The sequence below is a fragment of the Frigoribacterium sp. CFBP9030 genome (assembly GCF_034045195.1).
Classification (GTDB): Bacteria; Actinomycetota; Actinomycetes; order Actinomycetales; family Microbacteriaceae; genus Frigoribacterium.
Genome location: NZ_JAXCWG010000002.1, coordinates 184,671 through 208,804 on the forward strand (window position 1 = coordinate 184,671; position 24,134 = coordinate 208,804).

The 24,134-nt window shown below is 68.1% G+C and carries 25 protein-coding genes; 12 read left to right on the forward strand and 13 right to left on the reverse strand.

Annotated elements, in window-relative coordinates:
* The first annotated feature begins 64 nt into the window (after window positions 1–64).
* The 4 genes from erpA to SOM13_RS03055 all read left to right on the forward strand — a co-directional run bounded on the left by erpA (window position 65) and on the right by SOM13_RS03055 (window position 3,706).
* Window positions 65–445 (forward strand): iron-sulfur cluster insertion protein ErpA, encoded by a 381-nt coding sequence (gene erpA, locus SOM13_RS03040; RefSeq protein WP_192060430.1) that lies wholly within the window; start codon window positions 65–67, stop codon window positions 443–445.
* A gap of 239 nt (window positions 446–684) precedes the next feature.
* Window positions 685–1,527 carry a cytochrome c oxidase subunit II gene (gene coxB, locus SOM13_RS03045; protein WP_192060429.1) on the forward strand — a complete coding sequence of 281 codons (843 nt, stop codon included), beginning with the start codon at window positions 685–687 and terminating at the stop codon, window positions 1,525–1,527.
* 10 nt (window positions 1,528–1,537) lie between these two features.
* A complete protein-coding gene (gene ctaD / locus SOM13_RS03050) occupies window positions 1,538–3,283 on the forward strand; it encodes a cytochrome c oxidase subunit I (RefSeq protein ID WP_192060428.1) in 1,746 nt (581 codons plus the stop codon).
* Window positions 3,284–3,289: 6 nt separating this feature from the next.
* Complete coding sequence (locus tag SOM13_RS03055; RefSeq protein ID WP_192060427.1) at window positions 3,290–3,706, forward strand: cytochrome c oxidase subunit 4; 417 nt, start codon at window positions 3,290–3,292, stop codon at window positions 3,704–3,706.
* Window positions 3,707–4,734: 1,028 nt separating this feature from the next.
* Here SOM13_RS03055 and SOM13_RS03060 read toward each other — a convergent pair.
* Genes SOM13_RS03060 through SOM13_RS03075 form a run of 4 tightly spaced genes read right to left on the reverse strand, consistent with a single transcriptional unit; the run spans window position 4,735 to window position 8,970 of the window.
* Window positions 4,735–6,393, reverse strand: coding sequence for a cytochrome b (locus SOM13_RS03060; RefSeq protein ID WP_243213988.1), 1,659 nt, complete (start codon window positions 6,391–6,393; stop codon window positions 4,735–4,737).
* Window positions 6,390–7,457, reverse strand: a complete 1,068-nt coding sequence (locus tag SOM13_RS03065) for a ubiquinol-cytochrome c reductase iron-sulfur subunit (RefSeq protein WP_192060426.1) — start codon at window positions 7,455–7,457, stop codon at window positions 6,390–6,392. The genes SOM13_RS03060 and SOM13_RS03065 overlap by 4 nt, the downstream gene beginning before the upstream one ends.
* A gap of 34 nt (window positions 7,458–7,491) precedes the next feature.
* Window positions 7,492–8,307: a c-type cytochrome gene (locus tag SOM13_RS03070; RefSeq protein WP_320478882.1), complete on the reverse strand. Its 816-nt coding sequence runs from the start codon at window positions 8,305–8,307 to the stop codon at window positions 7,492–7,494.
* Window positions 8,308–8,328: 21 nt separating this feature from the next.
* Complete coding sequence (locus SOM13_RS03075; protein WP_192060424.1) at window positions 8,329–8,970, reverse strand: cytochrome c oxidase subunit 3; 642 nt, start codon at window positions 8,968–8,970, stop codon at window positions 8,329–8,331.
* Window positions 8,971–9,076: 106 nt separating this feature from the next.
* Here SOM13_RS03075 and trpD point away from each other — a divergent pair, with 106 nt between their 5' ends.
* A complete protein-coding gene (gene trpD, locus SOM13_RS03080) occupies window positions 9,077–10,132 on the forward strand; it encodes an anthranilate phosphoribosyltransferase (protein ID WP_192060423.1) in 1,056 nt (351 codons plus the stop codon).
* A gap of 133 nt (window positions 10,133–10,265) precedes the next feature.
* Here the strand turns inward: trpD and glpK are convergent, their stop codons facing one another.
* Entirely contained in the window at window positions 10,266–11,783 is a 1,518-nt protein-coding gene (glpK, locus tag SOM13_RS03085; RefSeq protein ID WP_192060422.1) for a glycerol kinase GlpK, read from the reverse strand.
* Between the two features lie 102 nt (window positions 11,784–11,885).
* Window positions 11,886–12,560, reverse strand: a complete 675-nt coding sequence (locus SOM13_RS03090) for an MIP/aquaporin family protein (protein ID WP_197981916.1) — start codon at window positions 12,558–12,560, stop codon at window positions 11,886–11,888.
* Window positions 12,561–12,808: 248 nt separating this feature from the next.
* Between SOM13_RS03090 and dhaK the strand changes: the two genes are divergently transcribed.
* Genes dhaK through dhaM form a run of 3 tightly spaced genes read left to right on the forward strand, consistent with a single transcriptional unit; the run spans window position 12,809 to window position 15,185 of the window.
* On the forward strand, window positions 12,809–13,810 hold the full coding sequence (gene dhaK / locus SOM13_RS03095; protein ID WP_192060420.1) for a dihydroxyacetone kinase subunit DhaK: 1,002 nt from the start codon (window positions 12,809–12,811) through the stop codon (window positions 13,808–13,810).
* Window positions 13,811–13,847: 37 nt separating this feature from the next.
* Window positions 13,848–14,498 carry a dihydroxyacetone kinase subunit DhaL gene (gene dhaL / locus SOM13_RS03100; protein ID WP_320478883.1) on the forward strand — a complete coding sequence of 217 codons (651 nt, stop codon included), beginning with the start codon at window positions 13,848–13,850 and terminating at the stop codon, window positions 14,496–14,498.
* Between the two features lie 3 nt (window positions 14,499–14,501).
* The gene (dhaM, locus tag SOM13_RS03105) at window positions 14,502–15,185 is read left to right on the forward strand and encodes a dihydroxyacetone kinase phosphoryl donor subunit DhaM (protein ID WP_243213495.1); all 684 of its coding nucleotides are present in this window, start codon (window positions 14,502–14,504) and stop codon (window positions 15,183–15,185) included.
* Window positions 15,186–15,237: 52 nt separating this feature from the next.
* Here dhaM and SOM13_RS03110 read toward each other — a convergent pair whose 3' ends face one another.
* The 6 genes from SOM13_RS03110 to SOM13_RS03135 all read right to left on the reverse strand — a co-directional run bounded on the left by SOM13_RS03110 (window position 15,238) and on the right by SOM13_RS03135 (window position 19,429).
* Entirely contained in the window at window positions 15,238–15,999 is a 762-nt protein-coding gene (locus SOM13_RS03110) for a pyrimidine reductase family protein (protein ID WP_320478884.1), read from the reverse strand.
* Window positions 15,996–16,976, reverse strand: a complete 981-nt coding sequence (gene folP / locus SOM13_RS03115; protein ID WP_320478885.1) for a dihydropteroate synthase — start codon at window positions 16,974–16,976, stop codon at window positions 15,996–15,998. Before folP ends, SOM13_RS03110 begins: the two co-directional genes overlap by 4 nt.
* Window positions 16,973–17,566 carry a GTP cyclohydrolase I gene (gene folE, locus SOM13_RS03120; protein WP_320478886.1) on the reverse strand — a complete coding sequence of 198 codons (594 nt, stop codon included), beginning with the start codon at window positions 17,564–17,566 and terminating at the stop codon, window positions 16,973–16,975. The genes folP and folE overlap by 4 nt, the downstream gene beginning before the upstream one ends.
* Before the next feature lie 12 nt (window positions 17,567–17,578).
* On the reverse strand, window positions 17,579–18,082 hold the full coding sequence (locus SOM13_RS03125; RefSeq protein WP_320478887.1) for a hypothetical protein: 504 nt from the start codon (window positions 18,080–18,082) through the stop codon (window positions 17,579–17,581).
* Window positions 18,083–18,200: 118 nt separating this feature from the next.
* Window positions 18,201–18,665 (reverse strand): NUDIX hydrolase, encoded by a 465-nt coding sequence (locus SOM13_RS03130; protein ID WP_243213486.1) that lies wholly within the window; start codon window positions 18,663–18,665, stop codon window positions 18,201–18,203.
* Window positions 18,662–19,429 carry an SDR family oxidoreductase gene (locus SOM13_RS03135; RefSeq protein WP_192060413.1) on the reverse strand — a complete coding sequence of 256 codons (768 nt, stop codon included), beginning with the start codon at window positions 19,427–19,429 and terminating at the stop codon, window positions 18,662–18,664. Before SOM13_RS03135 ends, SOM13_RS03130 begins: the two co-directional genes overlap by 4 nt.
* Window positions 19,430–19,611: 182 nt before the next feature.
* Between SOM13_RS03135 and SOM13_RS03140 the strand changes: the two genes are divergently transcribed.
* The 4 genes from SOM13_RS03140 (at window position 19,612) to SOM13_RS03155 (ending at window position 22,465) form a co-directional block, all read left to right on the forward strand.
* A complete protein-coding gene (locus SOM13_RS03140) occupies window positions 19,612–20,091 on the forward strand; it encodes an NfeD family protein (RefSeq protein ID WP_320478888.1) in 480 nt (159 codons plus the stop codon).
* Between the two features lie 3 nt (window positions 20,092–20,094).
* Window positions 20,095–21,216, forward strand: a complete 1,122-nt coding sequence (locus SOM13_RS03145) for an SPFH domain-containing protein (RefSeq protein WP_320478889.1) — start codon at window positions 20,095–20,097, stop codon at window positions 21,214–21,216.
* Window positions 21,213–21,992, forward strand: a complete 780-nt coding sequence (locus SOM13_RS03150) for a glycerophosphodiester phosphodiesterase family protein (RefSeq protein WP_320478890.1) — start codon at window positions 21,213–21,215, stop codon at window positions 21,990–21,992. The genes SOM13_RS03145 and SOM13_RS03150 overlap by 4 nt, the downstream gene beginning before the upstream one ends.
* A 107-nt stretch (window positions 21,993–22,099) precedes the next feature.
* Entirely contained in the window at window positions 22,100–22,465 is a 366-nt protein-coding gene (locus SOM13_RS03155) for an RNA polymerase-binding protein RbpA (RefSeq protein ID WP_192060410.1), read from the forward strand.
* Between the two features lie 12 nt (window positions 22,466–22,477).
* Here SOM13_RS03155 and lnt read toward each other — a convergent pair whose 3' ends face one another.
* Complete coding sequence (gene lnt / locus SOM13_RS03160) at window positions 22,478–24,094, reverse strand: apolipoprotein N-acyltransferase (RefSeq protein ID WP_320478891.1); 1,617 nt, start codon at window positions 24,092–24,094, stop codon at window positions 22,478–22,480.
* Between the last annotated feature and the right edge of the window lie 40 nt (window positions 24,095–24,134).

Sequence of the window (24,134 nt, forward strand, 5' to 3'; positions counted from 1 at the left end):
GGTCCGCTGCTTACACTGGTCGACGAGGAGTGCAGAGCACTCGCACCCGCTTGAAGGAGGCTCCATGACCGACACCGCGACCCCCGTCGTCGAGACGGCCGTTTCGACCGAGACGCCCGCCCACGGCGTCAAGCTCACCGATACCGCAGCCGGAAAGGTCAAGAGCCTCCTGATGCAGGAGGGGCGAGACGACCTGCGTCTCCGTGTCGCCGTCCAGCCCGGTGGCTGCTCCGGTCTGATCTACCAGCTCTACTTCGACGAGCGCCTGCTCGAGAACGACGCGACCGTCGACTACGACGGTGTCGAGGTCGTCGTCGACAAGATGAGCGTGCCGTACCTCGACGGCGCCGCCATCGACTTCGAGGACACCATCCAGAAGCAGGGCTTCACGATCGACAACCCGAACGCCCAAGGGAGCTGCGCCTGCGGCGACAGCTTCCACTGACGCTCGACCCGTCACCGCTCCTCGTCGGGGGCCGCCCTCCGGGGTGGTCCCCGACAGGCGGTTAATGGTTCGGCGTCGAACATTGCGGCGTGCTGTGTACTGAGGTCGGTGCAACCTGCGAGTAGGCTAGGGAAGTCCCCGTCCAGACTGGGAGCACCCCCCGAAGTCGCGTCATCCGAGAGGTAACAGTGCGTTCTCACCGCCGTAATCGTTGGGCCGCCATTCCCGTGGCAGCCGTCATGGCCCTCGTCCTCGCAGGCTGCACGCAAGACCAGCTGCAGGGTTGGCTGCCGACCGAGCCGGGCACCACGAACCACGTCGACAGCATCATCGGCCTCTGGGTCACGTCGTGGATCGTCCTCCTCATCGTCGGGTTCATCGTGTGGGGTCTCGTCATCTGGGCGTCGATCGCCTACCGCCGACGCAAGGGCCAGACCGGCCTCCCCGTGCAGCTGCGGTACAACCTCCCGGTCGAGATCTTCTACACGGTCGTCCCGCTCATCCTGGTGCTCGGATTCTTCGCCTTCACCGCTCGCGACCAGGCCGCCATCGAGGCGCCGACCGCGAGCCCGGACGTCAAGATCGACGTCTACGCCAAGCGCTGGGCCTGGGACTTCAACTACATCGATCAGCAGAACGAAGACGAGAGCACCTACTACCAGGGCATCCAGGCCCAGGAGGAGGCGGACGGAACGGTCGACGAAGACCAGCTCCCCGTGCTCTACCTGCCCGTCGGCAAGTCCGTCGAGATCGAGCTCAAGTCGCGGGACGTCGCGCACTCCTTCTGGGTCGTCGACTTCCTGTACAAGAAGGACACGATCCCCGGCAAGACCAACTACATGTACTTCACGCCCGAGAAAGAGGGCACCTTCACCGGCAAGTGCGCCGAGCTCTGCGGCGAGTACCACTCCCTGATGCTGTTTAACGTCAAGGTCGTCAGCCAGTCCGAGTACGACGCCTACCTGCAGACGCTCGCGGACGACGGCAACACGGGTCTGCTCGGCGACGAGTACAACACCAACACCAACCAGCCGGACAACGAGGCCCCTGTGGCCGCCGGCACCGAAGACTCCGAGAAGTAAGGCACGGTCGATGAGCTCAGCCACCGCCACCCGCCCCACCGGCGGAACATCCTCCTCCGGCCCGAACTTCGGTGCCTCGAAGGTCGGACGCAAGGGCAATGTCGTCGTGACGTGGATCACGTCCACCGACCACAAGACCATCGGGTACATGTACCTGATCGCGTCCTTCCTGTTCTTCTGCCTCGGCGGAGTCATGGCGCTGATCATCCGGGCGCAGCTGTTCGCCCCGGGTCTCGACGTCATCCAGACCAAAGAGCAGTACAACCAGCTCTTCACCATGCACGGCACGATCATGCTGCTCATGTTCGCGACGCCCCTGTTCTCGGGCTTCGCCAACGTGCTGATGCCGCTGCAGATCGGTGCTCCCGACGTCGCCTTCCCGCGACTCAACGGCTTCGCCTTCTGGCTCTACCTCTTCGGCTCCCTCATCGCCGTCGCCGGGTTCCTCACCCCCCAGGGCGCCGCGTCGTTCGGCTGGTTCGCCTACGCGCCATTGTCGGATACGACGTTCTCGCCAGGCCTAGGTGGAAACCTCTGGGTGTTCGGTCTCGGTATGACCGGTTTCAGCACGATCCTGGGTGCTGTCAACTTCATCACGACCATCGTCACGATGCGCGCGCCCGGCATGACCATGTGGCGCATGCCGATCTTCACCTGGAACACGCTCATCACGGCGATCCTCGTGATCATGGCGTTCCCCGTGCTGGCTGCGGCCCTGTTCGGGCTCGGCTTCGACCGCGTTTTCGACGCGCAGGTGTTCAACCCGGCCAACGGTGGAGCCATCCTCTGGCAGCACCTGTTCTGGTTCTTCGGGCACCCCGAGGTCTACATCATCGCCCTGCCGTTCTTCGGCATCATCAGCGAGGTGCTCCCGGTCTTCAGCCGCAAGCCGATCTTCGGCTACAAGACGCTCGTCTACGCAACGATCTCGATCGCTGCTCTCTCCGTCACCGTGTGGGCTCACCACATGTACGTGACCGGCTCGGTCCTGCTGCCGTTCTTCTCGCTGATGACCATGCTCATCGCGGTCCCGACCGGTGTGAAGATCTTCAACTGGATCGGCACGATGTGGCGCGGTTCGGTCACGTTCGAGACACCCATGCTGTGGGCCATCGGGTTCCTCATCACGTTCACGTTCGGTGGTCTGACGGGGGTCATCCTCGCGTCGCCGCCCCTCGACTTCCACGTCTCGGACACCTACTTCGTCGTGGCCCACTTCCACTACGTCGTCTTCGGGACGGTCGTCTTCGCCATGTTCTCCGGCTTCTACTTCTGGTGGCCGAAGATGACCGGCAAGATGCTCAACGAGCGTCTCGGCAAGATCCACTTCTGGATGCTCTTCGTCGGGTTCCACACGACGTTCCTCATCCAGCACTGGCTCGGCGTGATGGGCATGCCCCGTCGTTACGCGACGTACCAGCCTGAAGACCACTTCACCTGGATGAACCAGCTCTCGACGATCGGAGCCATGCTGCTCGGTGTCTCGATCCTGCCGTTCCTCTACAACGTGTACATCACGGCGCGTCGCGCTCCCAAGGTCGAGGTGAACGACCCCTGGGGTTACTCGCGATCGCTCGAGTGGGCCACGTCCTGCCCGCCGCCGCGTCACAACTTCACCTCCATTCCCCGCATCCGCTCGGAGTCCCCGGCGTTCGACCTGAACCACCCCGAGGCCGGCCTGCCCGTCGGCATCGGCCCGGTGAAGGACGCCCCGGACGCTCCGACGTACGATGCAGCCAGCGACAAGGTGAAGTAGGCCCCGATGAAGACCAACGCAACGCTTTTCTGGATCCTCGCGATCTTTTTCTTCGCGATGGGCGCCGTCTACACGGTCTGGAACCTCATCGACACCGGTCAAGTGGAGTGGGCCGGTACCGTCGCCATCCCTCTGGCAGGCATGCTCAGCGTGTTCCTCGCCTTCTACATGAGCCGGTCGCACAAGGCTCAGGGTGGGGAGCTCGCGGAAGACCGTCTCGATGCCAACATCGACGACGGCGATCCTGAGCTGGGGCACTTCAGCCCGTGGTCGTGGTGGCCGATCATCCTGGCCTTCGCCTGTGGCCTGATCTTCCTGGCCTTCGCGGTCGGCATGTGGATCATCTACATCGGCGGCGCTCTCGTTGCGGTCGCTCTGGTCGGCTGGGTCTACGAGTACTACCGGGGTAACTTCGTCCACTGATCTATCTGCTCCATCTGAACGGCGTCCACAAAGTGGGCGCCGTTCGTGGTTTAACCGTGCGGAGTGACAGAAAAGGACTGGAAGTCGGACCGCCACGTCGCATGCGACGACAGGGCCGCTGCGGCAGTCTGAGGCAACCATCGATCGGCGGGCAGCTTCTGGTGCCTGCCCAAGAGCCGGCACGCGACTGCCAGTTGGCGTCTTCTCGCGTCCTTGAGGGGTTGGTGGCGTGGAAGCCGGCGAACGGGGTGCTCTCGGGCGCAGAACGTCCTCACGCGGGGGAGTGGCTGGTGCGTCGAGTACGGCTCAAATTCGAGATCGACCTGTAGGGCACGCATTCGACCGATATCGGCCAGATCGACGAACGGAACGGGTCGTCGATGCGGACTGGTTGTCGTCATGGACGGCGCACACCGCCTGCCGAGAGACCCCGCGCATCTCATCGTGCTGGTGAACGGCTGGCCCTGCTGCCCCATTCTCGGTGCCTCATCATCAAGGCAGAGCACAGCACAGCCCAGCCCCTCTGCCACCGACTGCTGGTCGACAGTACGACCGAGGCCGGCCGTCAGATCTGGGTCACGCGGAACGGCTGCATCTCCTGGCGGGTTGACCGCGACCATCAGTCATCGCCACGCAGATCCCCTGTCCGCCCTCGAGAGGCCTCGTGACGGCTGCCCAATGCTCGCCAATGACCGGCACCACCGGCCGAAGCACGACATAGGCAGGCGGAAAGGGGCGGCAGCGCGTCAGAGGGTGCTGCCCAAGGCCGACCGGGCTTTTGCGGAAGCTGCGGCGAACCGCACAGCCACCCGGGGGCACGTGAGCTCGTAGCGGTCTCGGTCCTATCAGACGGTGCACTGAACTCATGGGGCGTCGCCTAGTGGCCACGTCGCCGCAACACCGTCCGGTTGTCTCGTCTCGCGTCGTCTCGTCTCGGAGTCGGTGCTCGCCGTCCGAGTCCGGATTCCCAGGATGAACGACTGAGGCCCGACCACCGCGGGGGTGGTCGGGCCTCAGAACGACTCGGGTCAGTGACCGTCGTTGTGCGGTGCCTCGATCTCGGAACGCTTCACCGGGGCGATGCGGTCTTCGAAGAAGAACGACGACATCGATGCCCGCAGACGCTGCACCGGCGTAATCTGACCGTTGGCGTTGGGACGGATCATCAGGGGCTCGTACTCGGTGAAGTTGAGCAGACGCCAGCGCTCGTACTCGTCGAGCTGCTCGTGGACCTCGACGTACTCGCCGCCGGGGAGACGGACGATGCGTCCCGACTCGTAACCGTGCAGCGCGATCTCGCGATCCTTCTTCTGCAGACCCAGGCAGACCCGCTTCGTGATCCAGAAGGCGATGAATGGTCCGAGGATCAGACAGGCCTGCACGGTGTGGATCACGTAGTTCAGGGACAGATGGAAGTGCGTCGCCATCAGGTCCGAGCTGGCCGCGGCCCACAGGCTCGCGTAGACGACGATGCCGGCGGCACCGATCGCTGTACGCGTGGGAGCATTGCGAGGACGGTCGAGGATGTGGTGCTCGCGCTTGTCACCGGTGACCCAGGCCTCGAGGAACGGGTAGAGCAGGACAGCCAGGATGAAGATGACCAGGACGCCGATGGGCGCCAGGATGTTCATCGAGACGGTGTAGCCCCAGGCCACGAACTCCCAGTGCGGGGGCACCAGTCGGAGCGCACCGTCGGCGAATCCGATGTACCAGTCGGGCTGGGTACCGGCGGACACGGGGGAGGGGTCGTACGGACCGTAGTTCCAGATCGGGTTGATCGTGAACAGAGAGGCGATCAAGACGATCACGCCGAAGACGATGAAGAAGAACCCACCGGCCTTGGCGGCGAACACCGGCATGACCGGGACGCCGACGACGTTCTCGTTGGTCTTGCCGGGGCCGGCCCACTGCGTGTGCTTGTTGATGATCAGCAGCAGGAGGTGGACGCCGAGCAGGGCGATGAGGAGCGCGGGCAGGAGCATGATGTGCAGCGAGTAGAAGCGCGCCACCATGTCGGTGCCAGGGAACTCTCCGCCGAACAGCAGGTACGAGATCCACACGCCGATGACGGGGATGCCCTTCACCATGCCGTCGATGATCCGAGCGCCGTTACCGGAGAGCAGGTCGTCGGGGAGCGAGTAGCCGGTGAAGCCCTCGGCCATCGCGAGGACCCAGAGCGTGAAGCCGACGACCCAGTTGATCTCGCGGGGCTTGCGGAACGCACCGGTGAAGTACACGCGGAGCATGTGCAGCATGATCGCCGCGACGAAGAGCAGCGCCGCCCAGTGGTGGATCTGACGGAAGAGGAGCCCACCGCGGATGTCGAACGAGATGTCGAGCGTCGAGGCCATCGCCGCCGACATGTTCAAGCCCTTGAGGGGGACGTACGAGCCGTTGTAGTTGACCTCGGCCATGGACGGCTGGAAGAAGAACGTCAGGAACGTGCCCGAGAGCAGGATCACGACGAACGAGTACAGCGCGACCTCGCCGAGCATGAACGACCAGTGGTCGGGGAAGATCTTGCGACCGACCTCTTTCACGAGGCCGGACATGCTCGTACGCTCGTCGACGTAGTTGGCTGCGGCGCCGAAGAACTTGTTTGTCTTCGTCGGAGCGAACGCGGGGACCGTCGTCGTCGTGTTCGACGTCTTGGTCTCGGTCTCCGGTGCAGGGGTGGTGGTGATCACTTTTCGCGCTCCCAGTAGCTCGGGCCCACGGGCTCGTGGAAATCGCTCTGCGCGACGAGGTAACCATCGGCGTCGACTGCGATGGGCAGCTGCGGGAGAGGCCGTTTGGCCGGTCCGAAGATCACTTCGCAGTTGTTCTTCACGTCGAACGTCGACTGGTGGCAGGGGCAGAGCAGGTGGTGGGTCTGCTGCTCGTAGAGGGCCACAGGGCACCCCACGTGCGTGCAGATCTTCGAGTACGCGACGATGCCGTCGTACTGCCAGCCCTCGCGTCCTTCCGGAATGTTGAGGTCTTCCGGCTTGAGGCGCATCAGAAGGACTGCGGCCTTGGCTTTCTCTTCGAGCAGGTGCTCCGACTCGTTGAGGGTCTCGGGGATGACGTGGAACACGGAACCGAGCGTGATGTCGGAGGCTTTGATGCGGGCCCCCGACGGGTCCATCGCGAGGTGCGTCCCCTCCTCCCAGAGGGTGTGACGCAGGACCTCGTTCGGGTCTTCGGCGGGTGCGAGGTCGCGGAACAGGACGACGGCGGGGAGCGGCGTGGCCACGAGGGCGCCGATCAGGCTGTTGCGGATGAGCGTGCGGCGGCCGAAGCCGGACTCCTGGTTGCCCAGTGCGAAGACCTCGACGGCCTTCTCGCGGGTCTCATCGGTGCCACGCGTCGAGTGACGCATCTCGGTGATCTCGCGAGCCGGCATCAGCGTCTTCGACCAGTGCACTGCACCGATGCCGATCGAGATCAGCCCGAGGGCGATGCCGAGACCGAGGAACAGGTTGTTCAGGCGGACCGAGTTCGAGTCTCCCGAGGTGATCGGGAAGGCGATGTAGGCACCGATTGCGGCGATGCTGCCCACGATGGAGAGGAAGAACCAGACGCTGACCTGACGCTCGGCGCGCTTCTCGGCCTTGGGGTCGATGTCGGTGACACGGTCGCGGTGCGGCGGCTCACCCGGGTTCTCGAAGACGTCGGCAGTGACGACGGCCGTGCCGGCCGACACCTGTCGAGGCTCGTGCCTCTCGACAGCCGAGCCCGCGGTGGGGGCCTCGTCGTCGTGCTGTGCCATGGGTTTTGCCTTTCGGTGAAGTACGGGAGAACGACTAGTTGGATCGGGCAGTGAGCCAGATGGTCACGGCGACGATTCCGCCGAGGCCGAAGATCCAGATGAACAGACCCTCGGCTACGGGGCCGAGGCTTCCGAGTTCGAACCCGCCGGGGGACGGGTTGTTCTCCAGGTACTTGAGGTACGTGATGATGTCGGCCTTGTCTTGGGGCGACAGGTTCATGTCGTTGAAGACGGGCATGTTCTGCGGGCCGGTGAGCATGGCCTCGTAGATGTGGTTGGAGTCGACCCCGTCGAGTGCGGGAGCGAACTTGCCCTCGGTCAACGCGCCTCCGGCGCCTGCGACGTTGTGGCACATGGCGCAGTTGATGCGGAACAGCTCGGCGCCGTTGGTGGTGTCGCCGTCGGCCTGGAGGTACTCCTCGGAGGGGATGCTCGGACCGGGGCCGAGGGAGGCGATGTAGGCGGCCATGTCGGCGACCTGCTCGTCGCTGAACTGCGTGGGCTTCTCTTCGGCCTGCGGCCCGTTGAGCGCCATGGGCATGCGGCCGGTGCCGACCTGGAAGTCGACGGCGGCCGAGCCGACGCCGATCAGGCTGGGGCCGTCGGCCGTGCCGGCGGCGCTGAGGCCGTGGCACGTCGCGCAGTTCGAGGCGAAGAGCTTCTGACCCTCGTCGATGCTCTGCTGCGATGCGACGGGGGCCACATTCTCGTCGGCGGTGGCCGTCGACGAGAAGAGGGCGTACGCGCCACCGGTCGTGAGGAGACCCACGAGGATGAGGGACGCGGTCGCGAGCGGGCTGCGACGACCCGTCTTGATCTTGCGTCGCGAGGACGAGGTTCGAGTGAACATGCTGTGTGAACGATCCAATGCCTATTTGAGGACGTAGACGACCATGAAGAGGCCGATCCACACCACGTCGACGAAGTGCCAGTAGTACGAGACGACGATGGCTGTCGTCGCTTCTTTGTGGCCGAAGTTCTTGACGGCGAACGCCCGGCCGATGGTGAGGAGGAACGCGATGAGACCGCCGATGACGTGCGCGCCGTGGAAGCCGGTCGTCATGTAGAAGGCGGAGCCGTACGCGTTGGAGCTGAGGGTGACGTGCTCGGAGATGAGGTGCGCGTACTCGAACACCTGGAGGCAGATGAACGCCGAGCCCATGGCGTAGGTGAGGAAGAACCACTCGACCATGCCCCACTGGCCGACCTGGAACAGGCGGCCCGTTCGGCGCGACTGCATGCGCTCGGCTGCGAACACGCCGAACTGGCAGGTCACCGACGAGAGCACCAGCATGATGGTGTTCGTGAGGGCGAACGGCACGTCGAGCTTGGCCGTCTCGAACTCCCAGAGACCGGGCGAGGTGCTTCGCAGCGTGAAGTAGATCGCGAACAGACCCGCGAAGAACATGACTTCGCTGCCCAGCCACACGATGGTGCCGACGGCGACGGTGCTCGGTCGGTTGACGACCGGCCCGGAAGGTCTGGAGAGAGAGGTACTTGTCACGAGGTCCATTATGCCTGGAAACCTCCCCTGGGTTTGCGCAGGAAACCCCGGGTCGGGAATTTCTCTTGACGACGAGCTATAAGACGGGCTAGGCGGACGCCGCTAACCTTGCGGCATGACCAACGAGCTCTCCTGGCCCACGATCATCGAGTCCCTCCTGGCCCGTCGGGACCTCTCGATCACCGAGGCGACGTGGTCGATGGAGCGGGTGATGCTCGGCGAGGCGACTCCCGCTCAGCTGGCCGCGTTCCTCGTCGCGCTGCGCTCCAAAGGGGAGACGGTCGACGAGATCGTCGGCTTCCGCGACGCGGTGCTCGCCCACGCCGTCCCTCTGCCCGTCGACTCGCTGGCCGTCGACATCGTCGGCACCGGTGGCGACCGGTTCGGCACGGTCAACGTGTCGACGATGGCCTCCGTGGTCGTCGCGTCGACCGGTGTGCCCGTCATCAAGCACGGGAACCGCGCGGCGAGCTCGTCGTCCGGCTCGTCCGACGTGCTGGCCGCCCTCGGCATCGACCTGACCCTGTCGGCCGAGCGCGTCGCGGACGTCCTCCGGGAGGTCGGCATGACGTTCGCCTTCGCCGCGGCGTTCCACCCGGGGTTCGGCAACGCGGCACAGGTCCGACGTGAGATCGGCGTGCCCACGGTGTTCAACTTCCTCGGGCCGCTGGTCAACCCGGCACGCCCCGAGGCGAGCGCCGTCGGCGTCGCGTCGCTCGACAAGGTGCCGCTCATCGTCGGCGTGTTCCAGACGCGGGGGGCGACCGCGCTGGTGTTCCGCGGCGACGACGGCCTGGACGAGCTGACGACCACCGGTCACAGCCACATCTGGGAGATCTCCTCGGGCTCCGTGACCGAGCACGACTTCGATCCGCTCGAGCTCGGCATCCCGCGGGCCGCCATCGCCGACCTCGTCGGCGGCGACGCTCAGCACAACGCCGACGTCGCCCGCCGGGTGCTCGCCGGCGAGACGGGACCGGTGCGCGACATCGTTCTGCTGAACGCCGCGGCCGGTCTGGTGTCGTACCGGCTCGCCGTCGACCCGTCGGAGCGCGACCGCCCCGTCGTCGTGCGATTCCGTGAGCAGCTCGCGGTGGCGGCCGAGGCGATCGACTCGGGCGCGGCCGCCGCCAAGCTCGACGCGTGGGTGACGGCCACGAAGACGGCATGAGGCCGCCCCGGTCGGCCGACCCGCGCCTCCTCGGCTCGATGGACGGGCTGACGGGGTCGATGGACAGGACGACCGCCTGAGACGCGGAACGGGCCCGCTCCCCGAGGGGAGCGGGCCCGTTCGTCGTCGGGACTCAGTTCACGTCGTCGTCGACCCAGTCGAAGGTCTTCGTGACGGCCTTCTTCCAGAGGCGCAGGGTGCGGTCGCGCTCGTCGGCCTCGATGTTCGGAGTCCAGCGCTTGTCCTCCTGCCAGTTCTGACGCAGGTCGTCGAGGGTCTCCCAGAAGCCGACCGCGAGACCGGCTGCGTAGGCCGCGCCGAGCGCCGTGGTCTCGGCGACCACGGGGCGGACCACCGGGACGTCGAGGATGTCGGCCTGGAACTGCATGAGAGCGTCGTTGGCGGTCATGCCGCCGTCGACCTTCAGCTCGGTCAGGTCGACGCCCGAGTCGGCGTTGACCGCGTCGAGCACCTCGCGGGTCTGGAAGGCCGTGGCCTCGAGCGCCGCGCGGGCGATGTGGCCCTTGTTGACGTAACGGGTCAGACCCACCAGCGCACCGCGGGCGTCCGAACGCCAGTACGGCGCGAAGAGGCCCGAGAACGCCGGCACGAAGTACACGCCGCCGTTGTCGTCGACGGTCTTGGCCAGCTCTTCGACCTCTGCCGCCGAGCCGATGATGCCGAGGTTGTCGCGCAGCCACTGGATGAGCGATCCGGTGACGGCGATCGACCCCTCCAGCGCGTAGTGCGGGGCGGCATCGCCGAGCTTGTAGCCGAGCGTCGTCAGCAGACCGTTCTTCGAGTGGACGATCTCCTCGCCCGTGTTGAAGATGAGGAAGTTGCCGGTGCCGTAGGTGTTCTTCGACTCGCCCTGGTCGAAGGCGGCCTGACCGAACGTGGCGGCCTGCTGGTCGCCGAGGATGCCGGCGATCGGCACCTCGCGCAGCAGGTTCGAGGACTCGACCGTGCCGTAGACCTCGGACGAGCTCTTGATCTCGGGGAGCATCGACTTCGGCACGTCGAACGCCTCGAGGATGTCGTCGCGCCACTGGAGCGTCTCGAGGTCCATGAAGAGGGTCCGCGAGGCGTTCGTCACGTCGGTGACGTGCACGCCGCCGTCGACGCCGCCGGTGAGGTTCCAGATGACCCACGAGTCGGTGGTGCCGAACATGAGGTCGCCCGCCTCGGCCTTCTCGCGTGCACCCTCGACGTTCTCGAGGATCCAGACGATCTTGGTTCCCGAGAAGTAGGTCGCGAGCGGCAGCCCGACGATGGGCTTGAAGCGCTCGACGCCACCGTCGGCGGCGAGCCGGTCGACGATGGACTGCGTGCGGGTGTCCTGCCAGACGATCGCGTTGTAGACCGGCTTGCCCGTGGTCCTGTCCCACACGACGGCGGTCTCGCGCTGGTTGGTGATGCCGACGGCCTTGATGTTGTGACGCGTGATGTCGGCTCGCGAGAGGGCCTGGCCGATGACCTCGCGGGTGTTCGTCCAGATCTCGAGCGGGTCGTGCTCGACCCAGCCTGCACGCGGGAAGATCTGCTCGTGCTCCTTCTGACCGGTGGACACGATGGTGCCCGAGTGGTCGAAGATGATGGCGCGGGTGCTCGTGGTGCCCTGGTCGATGGCGAGAATGTAGTCGTCGCTCACGGGTGTGTCTCCTTCGTCGTTGATGGTGTCGACCGCGGCGGGCCGGGTGCGCCCCGGAGGGGCGTCGGCCCGCCGCGATCAGCGATGAGTCGTGGGTTCGGGTCAGGCGATGGGGAGCAGCGCGCCCGAGACGACGGCGGCGAGTGCGCCACCGATCAGCGGGCCGGCGACGGGGACCCAGGCGTAGGACCAGTCGCTCGAGCCCTTGCCCTTGATGGGGAGGAAGGCGTGCGCGATGCGCGGGCCGAGGTCACGGGCCGGGTTGATGGCGTAGCCGGTCGGCCCACCGAGGGAGGCGCCGATCGCGATCACGAGGAAGGCGACGGGGATGGCGCCGAGCTCGGCCGGGGTGCCGCCGTTGGTGAAGCCGATGACGACCAGCACGAATGCGAAGGTCGCGATGATCTCGGTGACGAGGTTCCAGCCGTAGTTGCGGATGGCGGGCCCGGTCGAGAAGACGCCCAGCTTGGCGGCGGGGTCGGGCTCTTCGTCGAAGTGGTTCTTGTACACGAGCCAGACGAGCACGGCGCCGATGATCGCACCGATCATCTGCGCGGCCAGGTAGACGAGGAACGCGACGAAGTCGATGTTGCCCAGGATCAGCTGCGCGAGGCTGACGGCCGGGTTGAGCGCCGCACCGGACGAGTACGAGACGGTGACACCGGCGAAGACGGCGAGGCCCCAACCGAAGTTGACCATCAGCGTGCCGCCGTTGAAGCCCTTCGACTTCGTGAGTGCCACGTTGGCGACGACGCCGCCACCGAGCAGGATGAGCATCGCCGTGCCCACCACTTCAGAGAGAAAAATCAGTCCCAGGTCCACGTCGACCTTCCTTAGTCGTCGGGCGGGCTGCGACTGTGCAACCCGCGGTGAGCGTGTGAGCACACACTAGTGCGGGGACGGCACACCATGACTGGCCGAATCAGGTGGTTTGCACACATGTGCACGGATGTCCGAGCGGAGTACTTTCGTGGAGGAATGAAGCGAGCCCGGTCGACGGGCTCCCATCACGAGGAGGACCTTCGATGAAGAAGCTCATCAACGATCCGGCGGATGTCGTCGCCGAGGCCGTCGCGGGATTCGGGGCGGCCCATGCCGACCTGGTCGTCGTGTCGCACGATCCGACGTTCGTGAGGCGCGCCGAGGGGCCGACGCCGGGCAGGGTGGCCATCGTGAGCGGCGGCGGCAGCGGACACGAGCCGCTCCATGCCGGGTTCGTGGGCTACGGGATGCTCTCCGCAGCGGTGCCCGGCCCCGTGTTCACCTCGCCCACCCCCGATCCGATCCTGGCGGCGACGTCGGCGGTCGACGGGGGAGCCGGGGTGCTCTACATCGTCAAGAACTACACGGGCGACGTGCTCAACTTCGAGACGGCGGCCGATCTCGCCGAGGCCGACGGCATCACCGTGGAGTCGGTGCTGGTTGACGACGACGTCGCCGTCAAGGACTCTTTGTTCACGGCGGGTCGTCGCGGCGTCGCCGGGACGGTCGTCGTCGAGAAGATCGCCGGTGCCTCCGCCGAGCGGGGCGACGACCTCGCCACCGTGGCGGCCCTCGCCCGTCGTGCCGTGGCCGCGACCCGATCGATGGGCGTCGCACTCGCCGCCGGCACCGTTCCCCACGCCGGCGAGCCCGGCTTCGTGCTCGGCGACGACGAGATCGAGTTCGGCGTCGGCATCCACGGCGAACCGGGCCGCGAGCGCATGCCGCTGGAGCCGGTGGACGCCATCGTCGAGCGCCTGCTCTCGGCGGTGACCGACGACCTGGGCGTCGCAGCGGGCGACCGGGTGCTGCTCTTCGTCAACGGCATGGGCGGGACCCCTTCCATCGAGCTCTACATCGCGTACCGCCGGGCGGCCGAGCTGCTGTCCGAGCAGGGGGTGACCGTGGCGCGCAGCCTCGTCGGCGACTACGTGACCTCGCTCGAGATGCAGGGGCTGTCGATCACCGTCACCCGGCTGGACGACGAGCTGACCGAGCTCTGGGACGCACCCGTCGAGACGGCCGCGCTGCGGCGCGGACGCTGACCGTGACAGCCCTCACCGACCACGAGAGGAACACCGAATGACACTGGACTCCACCTGGGTGCGCGCCTGGATCGAACGGACGGCGGAGGTGCTGACGACCGAGCGGCACACCCTGAGCGAACTCGACCGCCAGATCGGCGACGGCGACCACGGCGAGAACCTCGCCCGCGGATTCGCCGCCGTCCGGGAGCGCATCGGCCAGACGCCCGACGACGCGACGCCGGCGACTCTCGTCAAGCTCGTCGCCACCACCCTCATCTCGACCGTCGGGGGAGCGGCCGGCCCGCTTCTCGGGACGGCCTACCTCAAGGGAGCGGCGGCCCTGGGCGACGCGTCCGAGCTGGACGCCCGAGCGGTCGTCGCCCTGCTGACCGCGGCGCGCGACGGCGTGGTCCTCCGCGGCAAGGCGGAGACGGGCGACAAGACCATGGTCGACGCCTGGACCCCGGCCGTCGACGCGGCCGCCGCGGCAGCCGGGAGCGGCGCCCCTCCGGCGGACGTCCTCCGGGCCGCGGCCGACGCCGCCGCCGAGGGCGCCGCCGCGACCGAGCCGCTCGTCGCCCGCAAGGGACGGGCGAGCTACCTCGGCGACCGCGCCATCGGGCATCGCGACCCGGGAGCCCAGTCGTCGTCCCTCATCATCACCGCGGCCGCCGACACGGCGGCCGGATCGAACAAGGAGTCGTAGAGCATGCCCACCATCGGAATCGTCATCGTCTCGCACAGCGCCAAGATCGCCGAGGGGGTCGTCGAGCTGGCGAGGCAGATGGCCCCGTCGACCACGCTCGTCGCCGCCGGCGGCACCGACGAGGGCGGGATCGGCACGAGCTTCGACCGCATCTCGGCCGCCCTGACGACGGCCTCGGCCGGCGGCGGAGCCGTCCTGCTCTGCGACCTCGGCTCGGCCATCCTCACCTCCGAGACGGTCGTCGACTTCCTCGACGATGCCGAGAAGGAGCGCGTGGTCATCGCCGACGCACCGCTCGTCGAGGGTGCGGTGGCCGCCGCGGTGGCCGCCGAGACCGGGGGAGACCTCGCGCAGGTGGCCGCCGCGGCGTCCGGCGCGACCGGGATCGCCGACGTCCACGCCGACGAACGCGATCTGCGTGGCGGCGACGCCGTCGAGCGGTCGACGACCATCGTCAACACCTCGGGGCTGCACGCCCGCCCCGCGGCCGAGCTGGTCAAGCACGCGTCCGCCTTCCAGGCCGACATCACCGTCAACGGCGTCGACGCCAAGAGCCTGCTCCGCATCATGGGTCTGAACGTCGGTGCGGGGTCGACCGTCGCGATCATGGCCACGGGACCCGACGCGGAGGCGGCGGTCGACGAGCTGATCGCACTCATCGACGACGGGTTCGGCGAGAGGGCCTGACCCGGGGAGGGCGATCGAGGAGGCGCGTCCCGAGAACCGGGGCGCGCCTCCTTCAGGTCGGACGGCGGCGCGAGTACCTGGCCAGCAGCACATCCTCGGAGGCGAGCAGGTGATCGAGGGTCATCCCGCGGACCGCCCCCGCGCCGGAGCCGGAGACGATGCGCGGGCCCTCGCCGGCCACGAGCGCCGGCGACACGGTCACGTTGAGCTCGTCGAGCAGATCGGCATCGACGAGGTCGCCGAGCAGACTCGGGCCGCCCTCGGTGTGGATCTGCGGCAGACCCCTCTCGACGAGCAGGGCCACGAGGAGGCGCGGGTCGACCCGGTCCGCACCGCAGACCACCACGTCGGCCACGCCCTCGAGTCGCGACCTCGCGTCGCGCGGGGAGGACTCCGTCGTGACAACGAGGGGGCGCACCGGGGCCTCGGCGAAGACGGCGCTCGACGGATCGAGGTCGAGGGAACCTGACACGATCGCGAACACCGGGTGATCGGGCAGGTCGTGCGACCGGCGCCAGGCCACGTCGTCGTCGTGCAGACGCATCGCGCCGTACCCCTCGGAGCGCACGGTTCCCGCGCCGACCACCACGACATCGCACACACGACGGAGCAGATCGAAGACGAGCAGATCGGCCGGCCCGCCGAGACCCCCCGACAGGCCGTCGACGCTGGCCGAGCCGTCGATGCTGGACACGGCGTTCGCGCCGACCCGCGGGATGCTCCGGTCGATGGGGGAGAGGAGCGCCACGAGCGCCTCGTGATCGAGCGGCTCGGGAGGGCCGGGGAGCACCCTCGTGAGGATCGGGGAGGTCATGAGCGCGCCTCCTCGGCGTCGGAGACCTCATCGGGTCGAGGAGCGGACTCGGGGCCCAGGTTGTGCACCTCGCGGACGGGCTCGCGCCAGCCCGCGATGGCCTCGACCATGCGGACGGCGTCGACGGCCGCTCTGACGTCGTGCATGCGGACGATGCGGGCGCCGAGCATGATGCTCACCGTCGCCGCGGCCAACGAACCCGGCAGGCGGTCGGGCTTCTCTCGCCCGAGCGATTCGCCGACGAAGTCCTTGTTCGACACGGCGGCGAGCACGGGGTGGCCGAGAGCCGCGACCTCGGCGAGTCGGCGCGTCACCTCGAGGGTGTGCCGTGTCGTCTTGTTCAGATCGTGGCCCGGGTCGACGACGATGCGCTCGAGGGGGACGCCGTGCTCGAGGGCGAGGTCGACCCGCCGGCGGAGGAAGTCGATCACCTCGACGGTCACGTCGTCGTAGTGCGGACTCGGGTGGGGACGGCGCGGTGCGGCCAGACTGTGGGTGATCACGAGCGTCGCGTCGCTGTCGGCGACGACGTCGGCCAGCCGCGGGTCGTGCAGCCCCGTGGTGTCGTTGATCACCCCGGCTCCGGCCGCGATGACCGCCTCGGCGACGTCGGCCCGGAAGGTGTCGACCGAGACGACGACGTCGGAGCGCGCGGCCAGGGCCTCGACCACGGGGAGGACTCGTTCGAGCTCCTCCGCAGCGGGCAGTTCGGGCCCGGGCGCGAACGGCACGCCGCCGATGTCGACCCAGTCGGCGCCGTCGTCGGCGGCCCGGACGGCGGCCGCGACGGCCTGGTCGAGGGCGAAGGTGGCGCCCTGGTCGAAGAACGAGTCGGGGGTGCGGTTCACGATCGCCATCACCGCGACCTGGCGGGAGAAGTCGAACGTGCGCCGGCCGATCCGTCGCACGGGGGAGTGCAGCGGGGGGAGGAAGGGGGCCGTAGAGCCCTCGACCCACCGGTCGCGCGACGTCGTCACGCCGAGCGCCCGTCGTGCGGGGCGCCGATCAGCGCCATCGCCTCCTCCCTCGCCGCGGGGCCGGTCAGCGAGCCCCGGCTCGCCAGGGTCACCGTGCTGCTGTCGCTCTGGCGCGGCCCGCGGGTGGTGACGCAGCCGTGCGCGGCGTCGAGCACGACGAGCACCCCGGTCGGTTCGGCGCCGTCGCTCAACGCCTGCGCGATCTCCTCGCCGAGTCGCTCCTGCAGCTGGGCGCGCGACGCCACGGTGTCGACCAGGCGGGGGAGCGCCCCCAACCCGACGATCTCGCGCCCGGGCACGTAGGCGATGTGGGCGACGCCCACGAAGGGGAGCAGATGGTGCTCGCACATCGAGCGGAAGCGGATGTCGCGGACGATCACGAGCTCGCCCGACTGATCGGCTTCGGCGGGCACCACGCTGTCGCGGACGACCTGCGCGGCATCCACCCCGACACCGGAGAAGAACTCGGCGTACGACTCGGCGACGCGCCGCGGCGTGGCCTCCAGGCCGGGGCGGGCGAGGTCCTCGCCGACGGCGGCCAGCAGCTCGCGGACGGCGGCCTCGATTCGGGGCTGATCGATCGGCGTCATGCCGACATCATCTCAGGCGGGACCGTGGGGTTCCCCGTCGTCGGGGTCGTGGGGGAGCGCTGCATGGTGGCGATGGCCCGGCGTGCGCCGCGCCTCCTTCATCTCCGCCTCGAACAGATGTCTCCTGCCGCCGGCGAGAGAATCACGAGCGTTCTTCTCGCTCTCGCGGAACAGCGCGTAGTAGCCGTCGTCGTAGTCCTCGACGATCTGGAAGGTCCATCGCCCGTCGATCACGTTGCGGCCGATCAGCTCCCGGTCGAGCCGGTCGGCGATCTCGCCGTGCCCGGCCGCCCGCAGCTTCTCGACGGCGTCGCCGAGGGCCAGGTCGGCCTTGCCGGTCAGCCGGTGGAATCCGTAGAGGAATCCTCGGGCCTGCTCGACGACCTCGAGGGCCGCCGAGAGTTCGCCGAGGGCGTCGACGGTCGCGTCGTCGAGGCCCTCCGGTCGGCGGTGCCGACCGTCGGGGCCGTCTCGCTCGTCGTCGTGTGCGTCGCGTGCATGGGGTGCGCTGGTCATGCGTCGAGCCAACACCGAGGAGGCGCGAGAGGGGTGCTCGAGATCGGCAAGCTGACATAATGTGCATTATCAGCGCACTGCTGAGTCGGCCGAGAAGGGGTCTCGGTCGAGGAACGACTCAGAGGATGCGGCGCAGCAGCGGCACGAGCGCCGCCGGTTCGACGGCGTCGTCGGCCGCGTCGAGTCCGTCGAGCTCGTCGAGCTCGTCGATCGTGAACCAGCGCGACTCGAGGATGTCGACGCGTTCGTCGTCCGTCCAGCCGGCGTCGTCGATCTCGAAATGCGGCAGTCTGACGATGAAGAACTCGGCGTGACCGTGCGTGTGATCAGCGTCGTCCCACGGGACGACGAAGTCCTCGACGTACACGACGTCGCCCGGGTCGGTGATGATCTGACCGGTCTCCTCGCGGAGCTCCCGGATGGCCGCTTCGGCCTGGGTCTCACCCGGGTCGACTCCCCCGCCGGGTGTGATCCAGCGGGCGACGCCGCTGGTGTCGGGGGCCTTGGTCAGCATGAGCAGGACCCGGCCGTCGTCGTCGACGACTATCAACCGAGACGTCGCCCGGACGACCCGCTCGGTCATGACAGGGGCGCGAAGTCGCTCGTGTCTCCGACATAACGGGTGTGATCGGTCGGCACCGGGTCGACGGCCGCAGATGCGACCTCCGCCGCGAACTCGGCGACGTTGTACAGCTTGCCGGCGCTCTCCTTGCGCGACGAGATGGCGCCTGGGTTCGAGCGCTCGAGGAGGGTCGCCGTGATGGTGCCCTCGATCATGTCGCCGGAGACCACGACGAACTCGACGCCGGCCGCCTCGAGCTGCGGGATCATCGCGCGCAGGGCGTCTTCGCCGGCCCGCTTGCTGAGGGCGACGGGCAGGTACTCGGGCATCGTCTCGGTCGTCTCGATGAAGTGCGCCTGGTGGCTGGTGACGAAGACGACCCGCGAACCCGGGGCCAGCAGCGGCAGCGCGGCGGTCAGCAGCTCCACCTGGGCGTCGCGGTTGAGCTTGAGGGCGTAGTCCTCGGCCATGCCGCTCTCCATGCCGCCGGAGGCGTTCATCACGAGGATGTCGAGCCCGCCGAAGCGCTCGCCCACCGTGGCGAACATGCCCCGGACGCTCTCGGGATCGGTGAGGTCGGCCCCGATCGCGATGGCCTCTCCGCCGGCGGCCTCGATCTTGTCGACGAGCTGCAGCGCCCGGCGCTCTTTATTGCGGTAGTTGACGACGACCTTGGCACCGGCCTCGGCCAGGTACGCGATCGTGTCGGCGCCGATGCCGCGCGATGAACCGGTGACGAGGGCACGGGCGCCGGACAACGAGCCGGCGGCGAGGGGGTTGGACAAGGCGTACTCCTGACTGAGCGGGCGGAACGGGGTGCGGATGCTGCGGGGCGCCGAGGAGGTGCGACGTCGATCTCGACGGAGCGCGCCTCGCTGAGGACCAGCCCCGAGACTACCAAGCACCTACTCGACGTCGGTGGGAGGTGATACTTTTCCATAACAGGGGAACTGAGGGAGGTTCGGGGATGGAAGTCGTCGCCCAGTACGCATGGATCATCTGGATCGCGCTGATCCTCCTCTTCGTGGTGATCGAGGTCACCACCCTCGAGCTCACGTTCCTCATGCTCGCCATCGGGAGCGGCGGCGGACTCGTCTCCGGTCTGCTCGGCGCACCGTGGTGGCTGCAGATCGTCACCGGCGGCATCGTCGCCGTCCTCCTGCTCTTCACCGTGCGGCCGGCTCTGCTCAAGGCGCTGAAGAAGGGCGGGGATCCGACGCCGAGCAACATCGAGGCCCTGCTCGGGCTGCACGGCACGGTCGTCGTGCCCATCGGGCTCGACGCCGGGCAGGTCAAGCTGACCAACGGCGACACGTGGACCGCCCGACTGCTCACGACTCCCCCGATGCCGGGCGAGTCCATCACACCTCTCGACACCGGCGCGCCGGTCGTCGTGACCGCCATCCAGGGGTCGACCGCTCTCGTCGTCCCCGTGCGAAGGGACTAGCCCATGGATTCCGTCACCCCCGCCACCGTCGCCACGATCGTGGTGGTCGCCATCATCGTCGTGCTCGTCCTGGTCGTGCTCTTCCGGGCCGTGCGGATCATCCCCCAGGCCAGCGCCGGTGTCGTCGAACGACTCGGCCGCTATCACAAGACGCTCAACCCGGGTCTGAATCTGCTCGTGCCGTTCATCGACCGCGTCCGGCCGCTGATCGACATGCGCGAGCAGGTGGTGTCGTTCCCGCCCCAGCCGGTCATCACGGAAGACAACCTGGTGGTGTCGATCGACACCGTCGTGTACTTCCAGGTGACCGACGCCCGCGCGGCCACCTACGAGATCGCCAACTACCTCGGGGCCGTCGAGCAGCTCACCACGACGACCCTCCGGAACGTCGTCGGCGGTCTGAACCTCGAGGAGGCGCTGACCAGTCGCGACAACATCAACGGGCAGCTGAGGGTGGTCCTCGACGAGGCCACCGGCAAATGGGGCATCCGGGTCGGCCGCGTCGAGCTCAAGGCCATCGATCCGCCCCTGTCGATCCAGGACTCGATGGAGCAGCAGATGCGCGCCGAGCGGAACCGACGTGCAGCCATCCTCACGGCCGAGGGGACGAAGCAGTCGCAGATCCTCGAGGCCGAGGGCATGCGTCAGTCGGCGATCCTCCGAGCCGAGGGCGATGCGAAGGCGCAGGTGCTCCGAGCCCAGGGCGAGGCGGAGGCGATCCAGACCGTCTTCAACGCCATCCACGCCGGCGATCCCGACCCCAAGCTGCTGGCCTATCAGTACCTGCAGACCCTCCCGAAGCTGGCCGACGGGTCGGCGAACAAGCTCTGGATCATCCCGAGCGAGCTGACCGAGGCCCTGAAGGGCATCGGCTCGGGCTTCTTCGCTCCCAAGAACCCCGACGCACCGGGCTGGGTGCCCCGACCGGGGCCGTCGGTGGCGGACATGGACGCCACACCCGATCTGGCGAGCACGGTCGACCTCGGATCGGAACCCGACCTCGGATTCCCGACCGTGACCGAGCCCGGCTCCGTCGACCCGGCGAGCGGATCGGCCGACGGCCCGACCGCCGCCCCGAACGGATCGGACGACGGGTCGGCGACTCCCCCGAGCGACCGACCGTGACGACGCACGCGGCTGATCGCCCCACCCGGTGGTTCGACCCCGAGACGCCCCGCCTGCTCGCCCATCGCGGACTGCACACCACGGCGCCCGAGAACACCATGCTCGCGTTCGCGCAGGCGATCGCCATCGGCGCCGACTACCTCGAGACCGACGTGCACGCCACGCGCGACGGGGTCGCGGTCATCAGCCACGACGCCGACCTGCGACGACTCGCAGGTCGCGACCAGCGCCTCCTCGACCTCGACTGGTCGGAGGTCTCCAGCATCCGCCTGCCCGACGACCAGACCATGCCCTCCCTCGTCGAGGCGCTCGACGCGTTCCCCGAGACGCGTTTCAACATCGACGTGAAGTCGGACGACGCCGTCGAGCCGACCATCCAGGCCATCCGCCGGGCCGGTGCCGTCGATCGCGTTCTGGTGACGTCGTTCGACCAGTCGCGCCGCGCCCGCACGGTGGCCGGGCTGCCGGGTGTCGCCACCTCGGCCTCGTCTCGTCTCGTCGTCTCGGCCGTCCTGATCGGGGTGATCCCCCTCCGATCCGTCCGACGCCGTCTGCTCGCCACGGTGCTCGCGGGCTGCGGGGCGATCCAGGTGCCCGAACGGCGAGGGCCGGTCACGATCGTGACCGCCCGGCGGGTCGCGGACCTCGCCTCGGTCGGGGTCGAGACCCATGTCTGGACGGTCGACGACCCCACGGACATGCACCGCCTCGTCGCGCTCGGGGTCGCCGGGATCGTCACCGATCGGGTGGATCTGGCACTCGAAGAACTGCGTTGACCAGGCATCTCCGCACTGTGAAGGCACTGTGAAAGGCCGTCGGGCGAAACAACCGCACCGAATTCCGGGTTACAACGGGAGATTGCACCGCGAGAGGAGACCACACAATGGCAGATCGCAGTTTGCGCGGTATGAGACTGGGTAGTCAGAGCCTGCAGAGCGAAGAGGGCGTCGAATTCTCGCCCCGCAAGAAGGCCGTCTACCAGACGACCGACGGCACGACGTTCGAGATGGTGTTCGCCGCCGATGCGGACATCCCCGACATCTGGCAGTCGCCGAAGAGCGGCCTGGAGGGGCGTCTTCTGACTGCCGACGGGAAGCTCGTCGAGATCGACGAGGCCGACGTGAAGGTTCCGAGGTCGCACTGGGACATGCTGCTCGAGCGTCGCACGCGCGACGAGCTCGAGGAGCTGCTGCAGGAGCGGCTCGACTTCCTCCGGGCCCGCAAGGGTCAGGTGAAGATCGGCGCCTGAGCCGCAGCCCGGTCAGCGCACCAGGACGGCCCCGTCACCGCCACGGATCGTGGTGACGGGGCCGTTCGCGGTGTCACGGGCGGCCCGGCGTCGGCCCCTCCACAGACCGGCCATCAGGAGCGTGGCGAGGCCGAAGAACGACACGAGCAGTTCGATCGCCCGGCTCGCGACGACGGCAGGGGTCGTGCCCGTGCCCAGATCGACCGTGGTGACCATCGTGCCCGGCTCGTAGTCGCGCGTTCCGTCGACGACGTCGCCGTGGGCGTCGATGACCCGGGTGGAGGCGACGGTCGACACGTTGACGACCGATCGGGCCGTCTGGATGGCCCGCATCTTGGCGATGGCGAGCTGCTGCTCGTTCTCGTCGGTCTGCCCGGGTCTCGACCCGAAGTCGGCGTTGTTGGTCTGCGCGACGATGACCTGGGCGCCCTGATCCATCATGTTCGTGATCAGCTGGTCGTCCACGATGTCGAAGCAGATGGAGATGCCCGCCACGAAGTCGCCCACATCGATCGCCTCGTCGCGCGTGCCCGGCGTGTAGTCGCGGCCGATCAGGTCGATCAGCTCGGGTGCGAACGGACGCCAGAAGGCGCGATCGGGCACGTACTCGCCGAACGGCACCGGGTGCTTCTTGTCGTACTGGCCGACGACCTCGCCGTCGTCCCACAGGATCGACGAGTTGTACGTGGTCTCGCCGTCGGGGCTCTCGGTGATGACACCCGACAGGAGCGGTGCGCCGTAGCCCCGGTTGATGGCGTCGAAGACATAGCGGCCGAACTCGTCCCGGGTCGGATCGCGGTCGCTGCCGCCCTCGGGCCAGACGATCAGATCGAGGTCGTTCGCGGCGGGGTCGAGCCCCTGCATCGCCAGCACCTGCGAGTCGGTCAGGTCGCCGTAGGCGCGATCGGCCGAGTCGAAGTAGCCGGCCTTGCCGTTGCCCTGGACACCCGCGATCGTCGCCGTGCCGTCGGTGAAGGTCGGCCATGCCGGGACGGCCAGCGCCGCCGCGATCACGATGGCACCGGCCAGGACCCGCGTCGAACCCCGGATGGTGCTGAGCAGCGCCAGTTCGATCAGGACGGCGACGACGGCGACCATCAGGAAGCTCAGGCCCGAGATGCCGAGATAGGCGACGAGACCCTTGAACGGGCTCTCGGACTGGCTCAGGGCGACCCTGCCCCAGGCGAAGCCGCCGTAGGGCCAGTTGCCGGCGATGAACTCGCGGAGGGTCCACAGCCCGGCCACGACGACGGGCAGCAGCAGCGCGCGCCCGAGGGTGCCGGGCCAGACGACGGGCACCCAGCGGTAGGCCAGGGTGATGAGCACGGCTCCCCCGGCGAAGAACAGCGCCTCGAGACCCGCCAGCGCCGCCCACGGCACCACGCCGAGGAAGAGCGTGGCCCACTGGATGTGGATGAGATAGAACGACAGCCCCGCGACCAGCCCGACGAGGAACGCGCTGCCGGCTCGGCGGCCCCTCAGCGCGACGAGCACCAGGCCGATGCCGACGAAGGTAAGCGGCCAGACGTCGCCGTCGGGGAACCCCGCGTCGAGGACGGGCCCGGCGAACAGGGCCACGACGAGGGCCAACCAGAGGGGCAGACGGAGCTCGGTCACACGGGAGGGCACCTGAGGATTCTAGGTCGACCCGGCTGGGAACCCCTCCGCC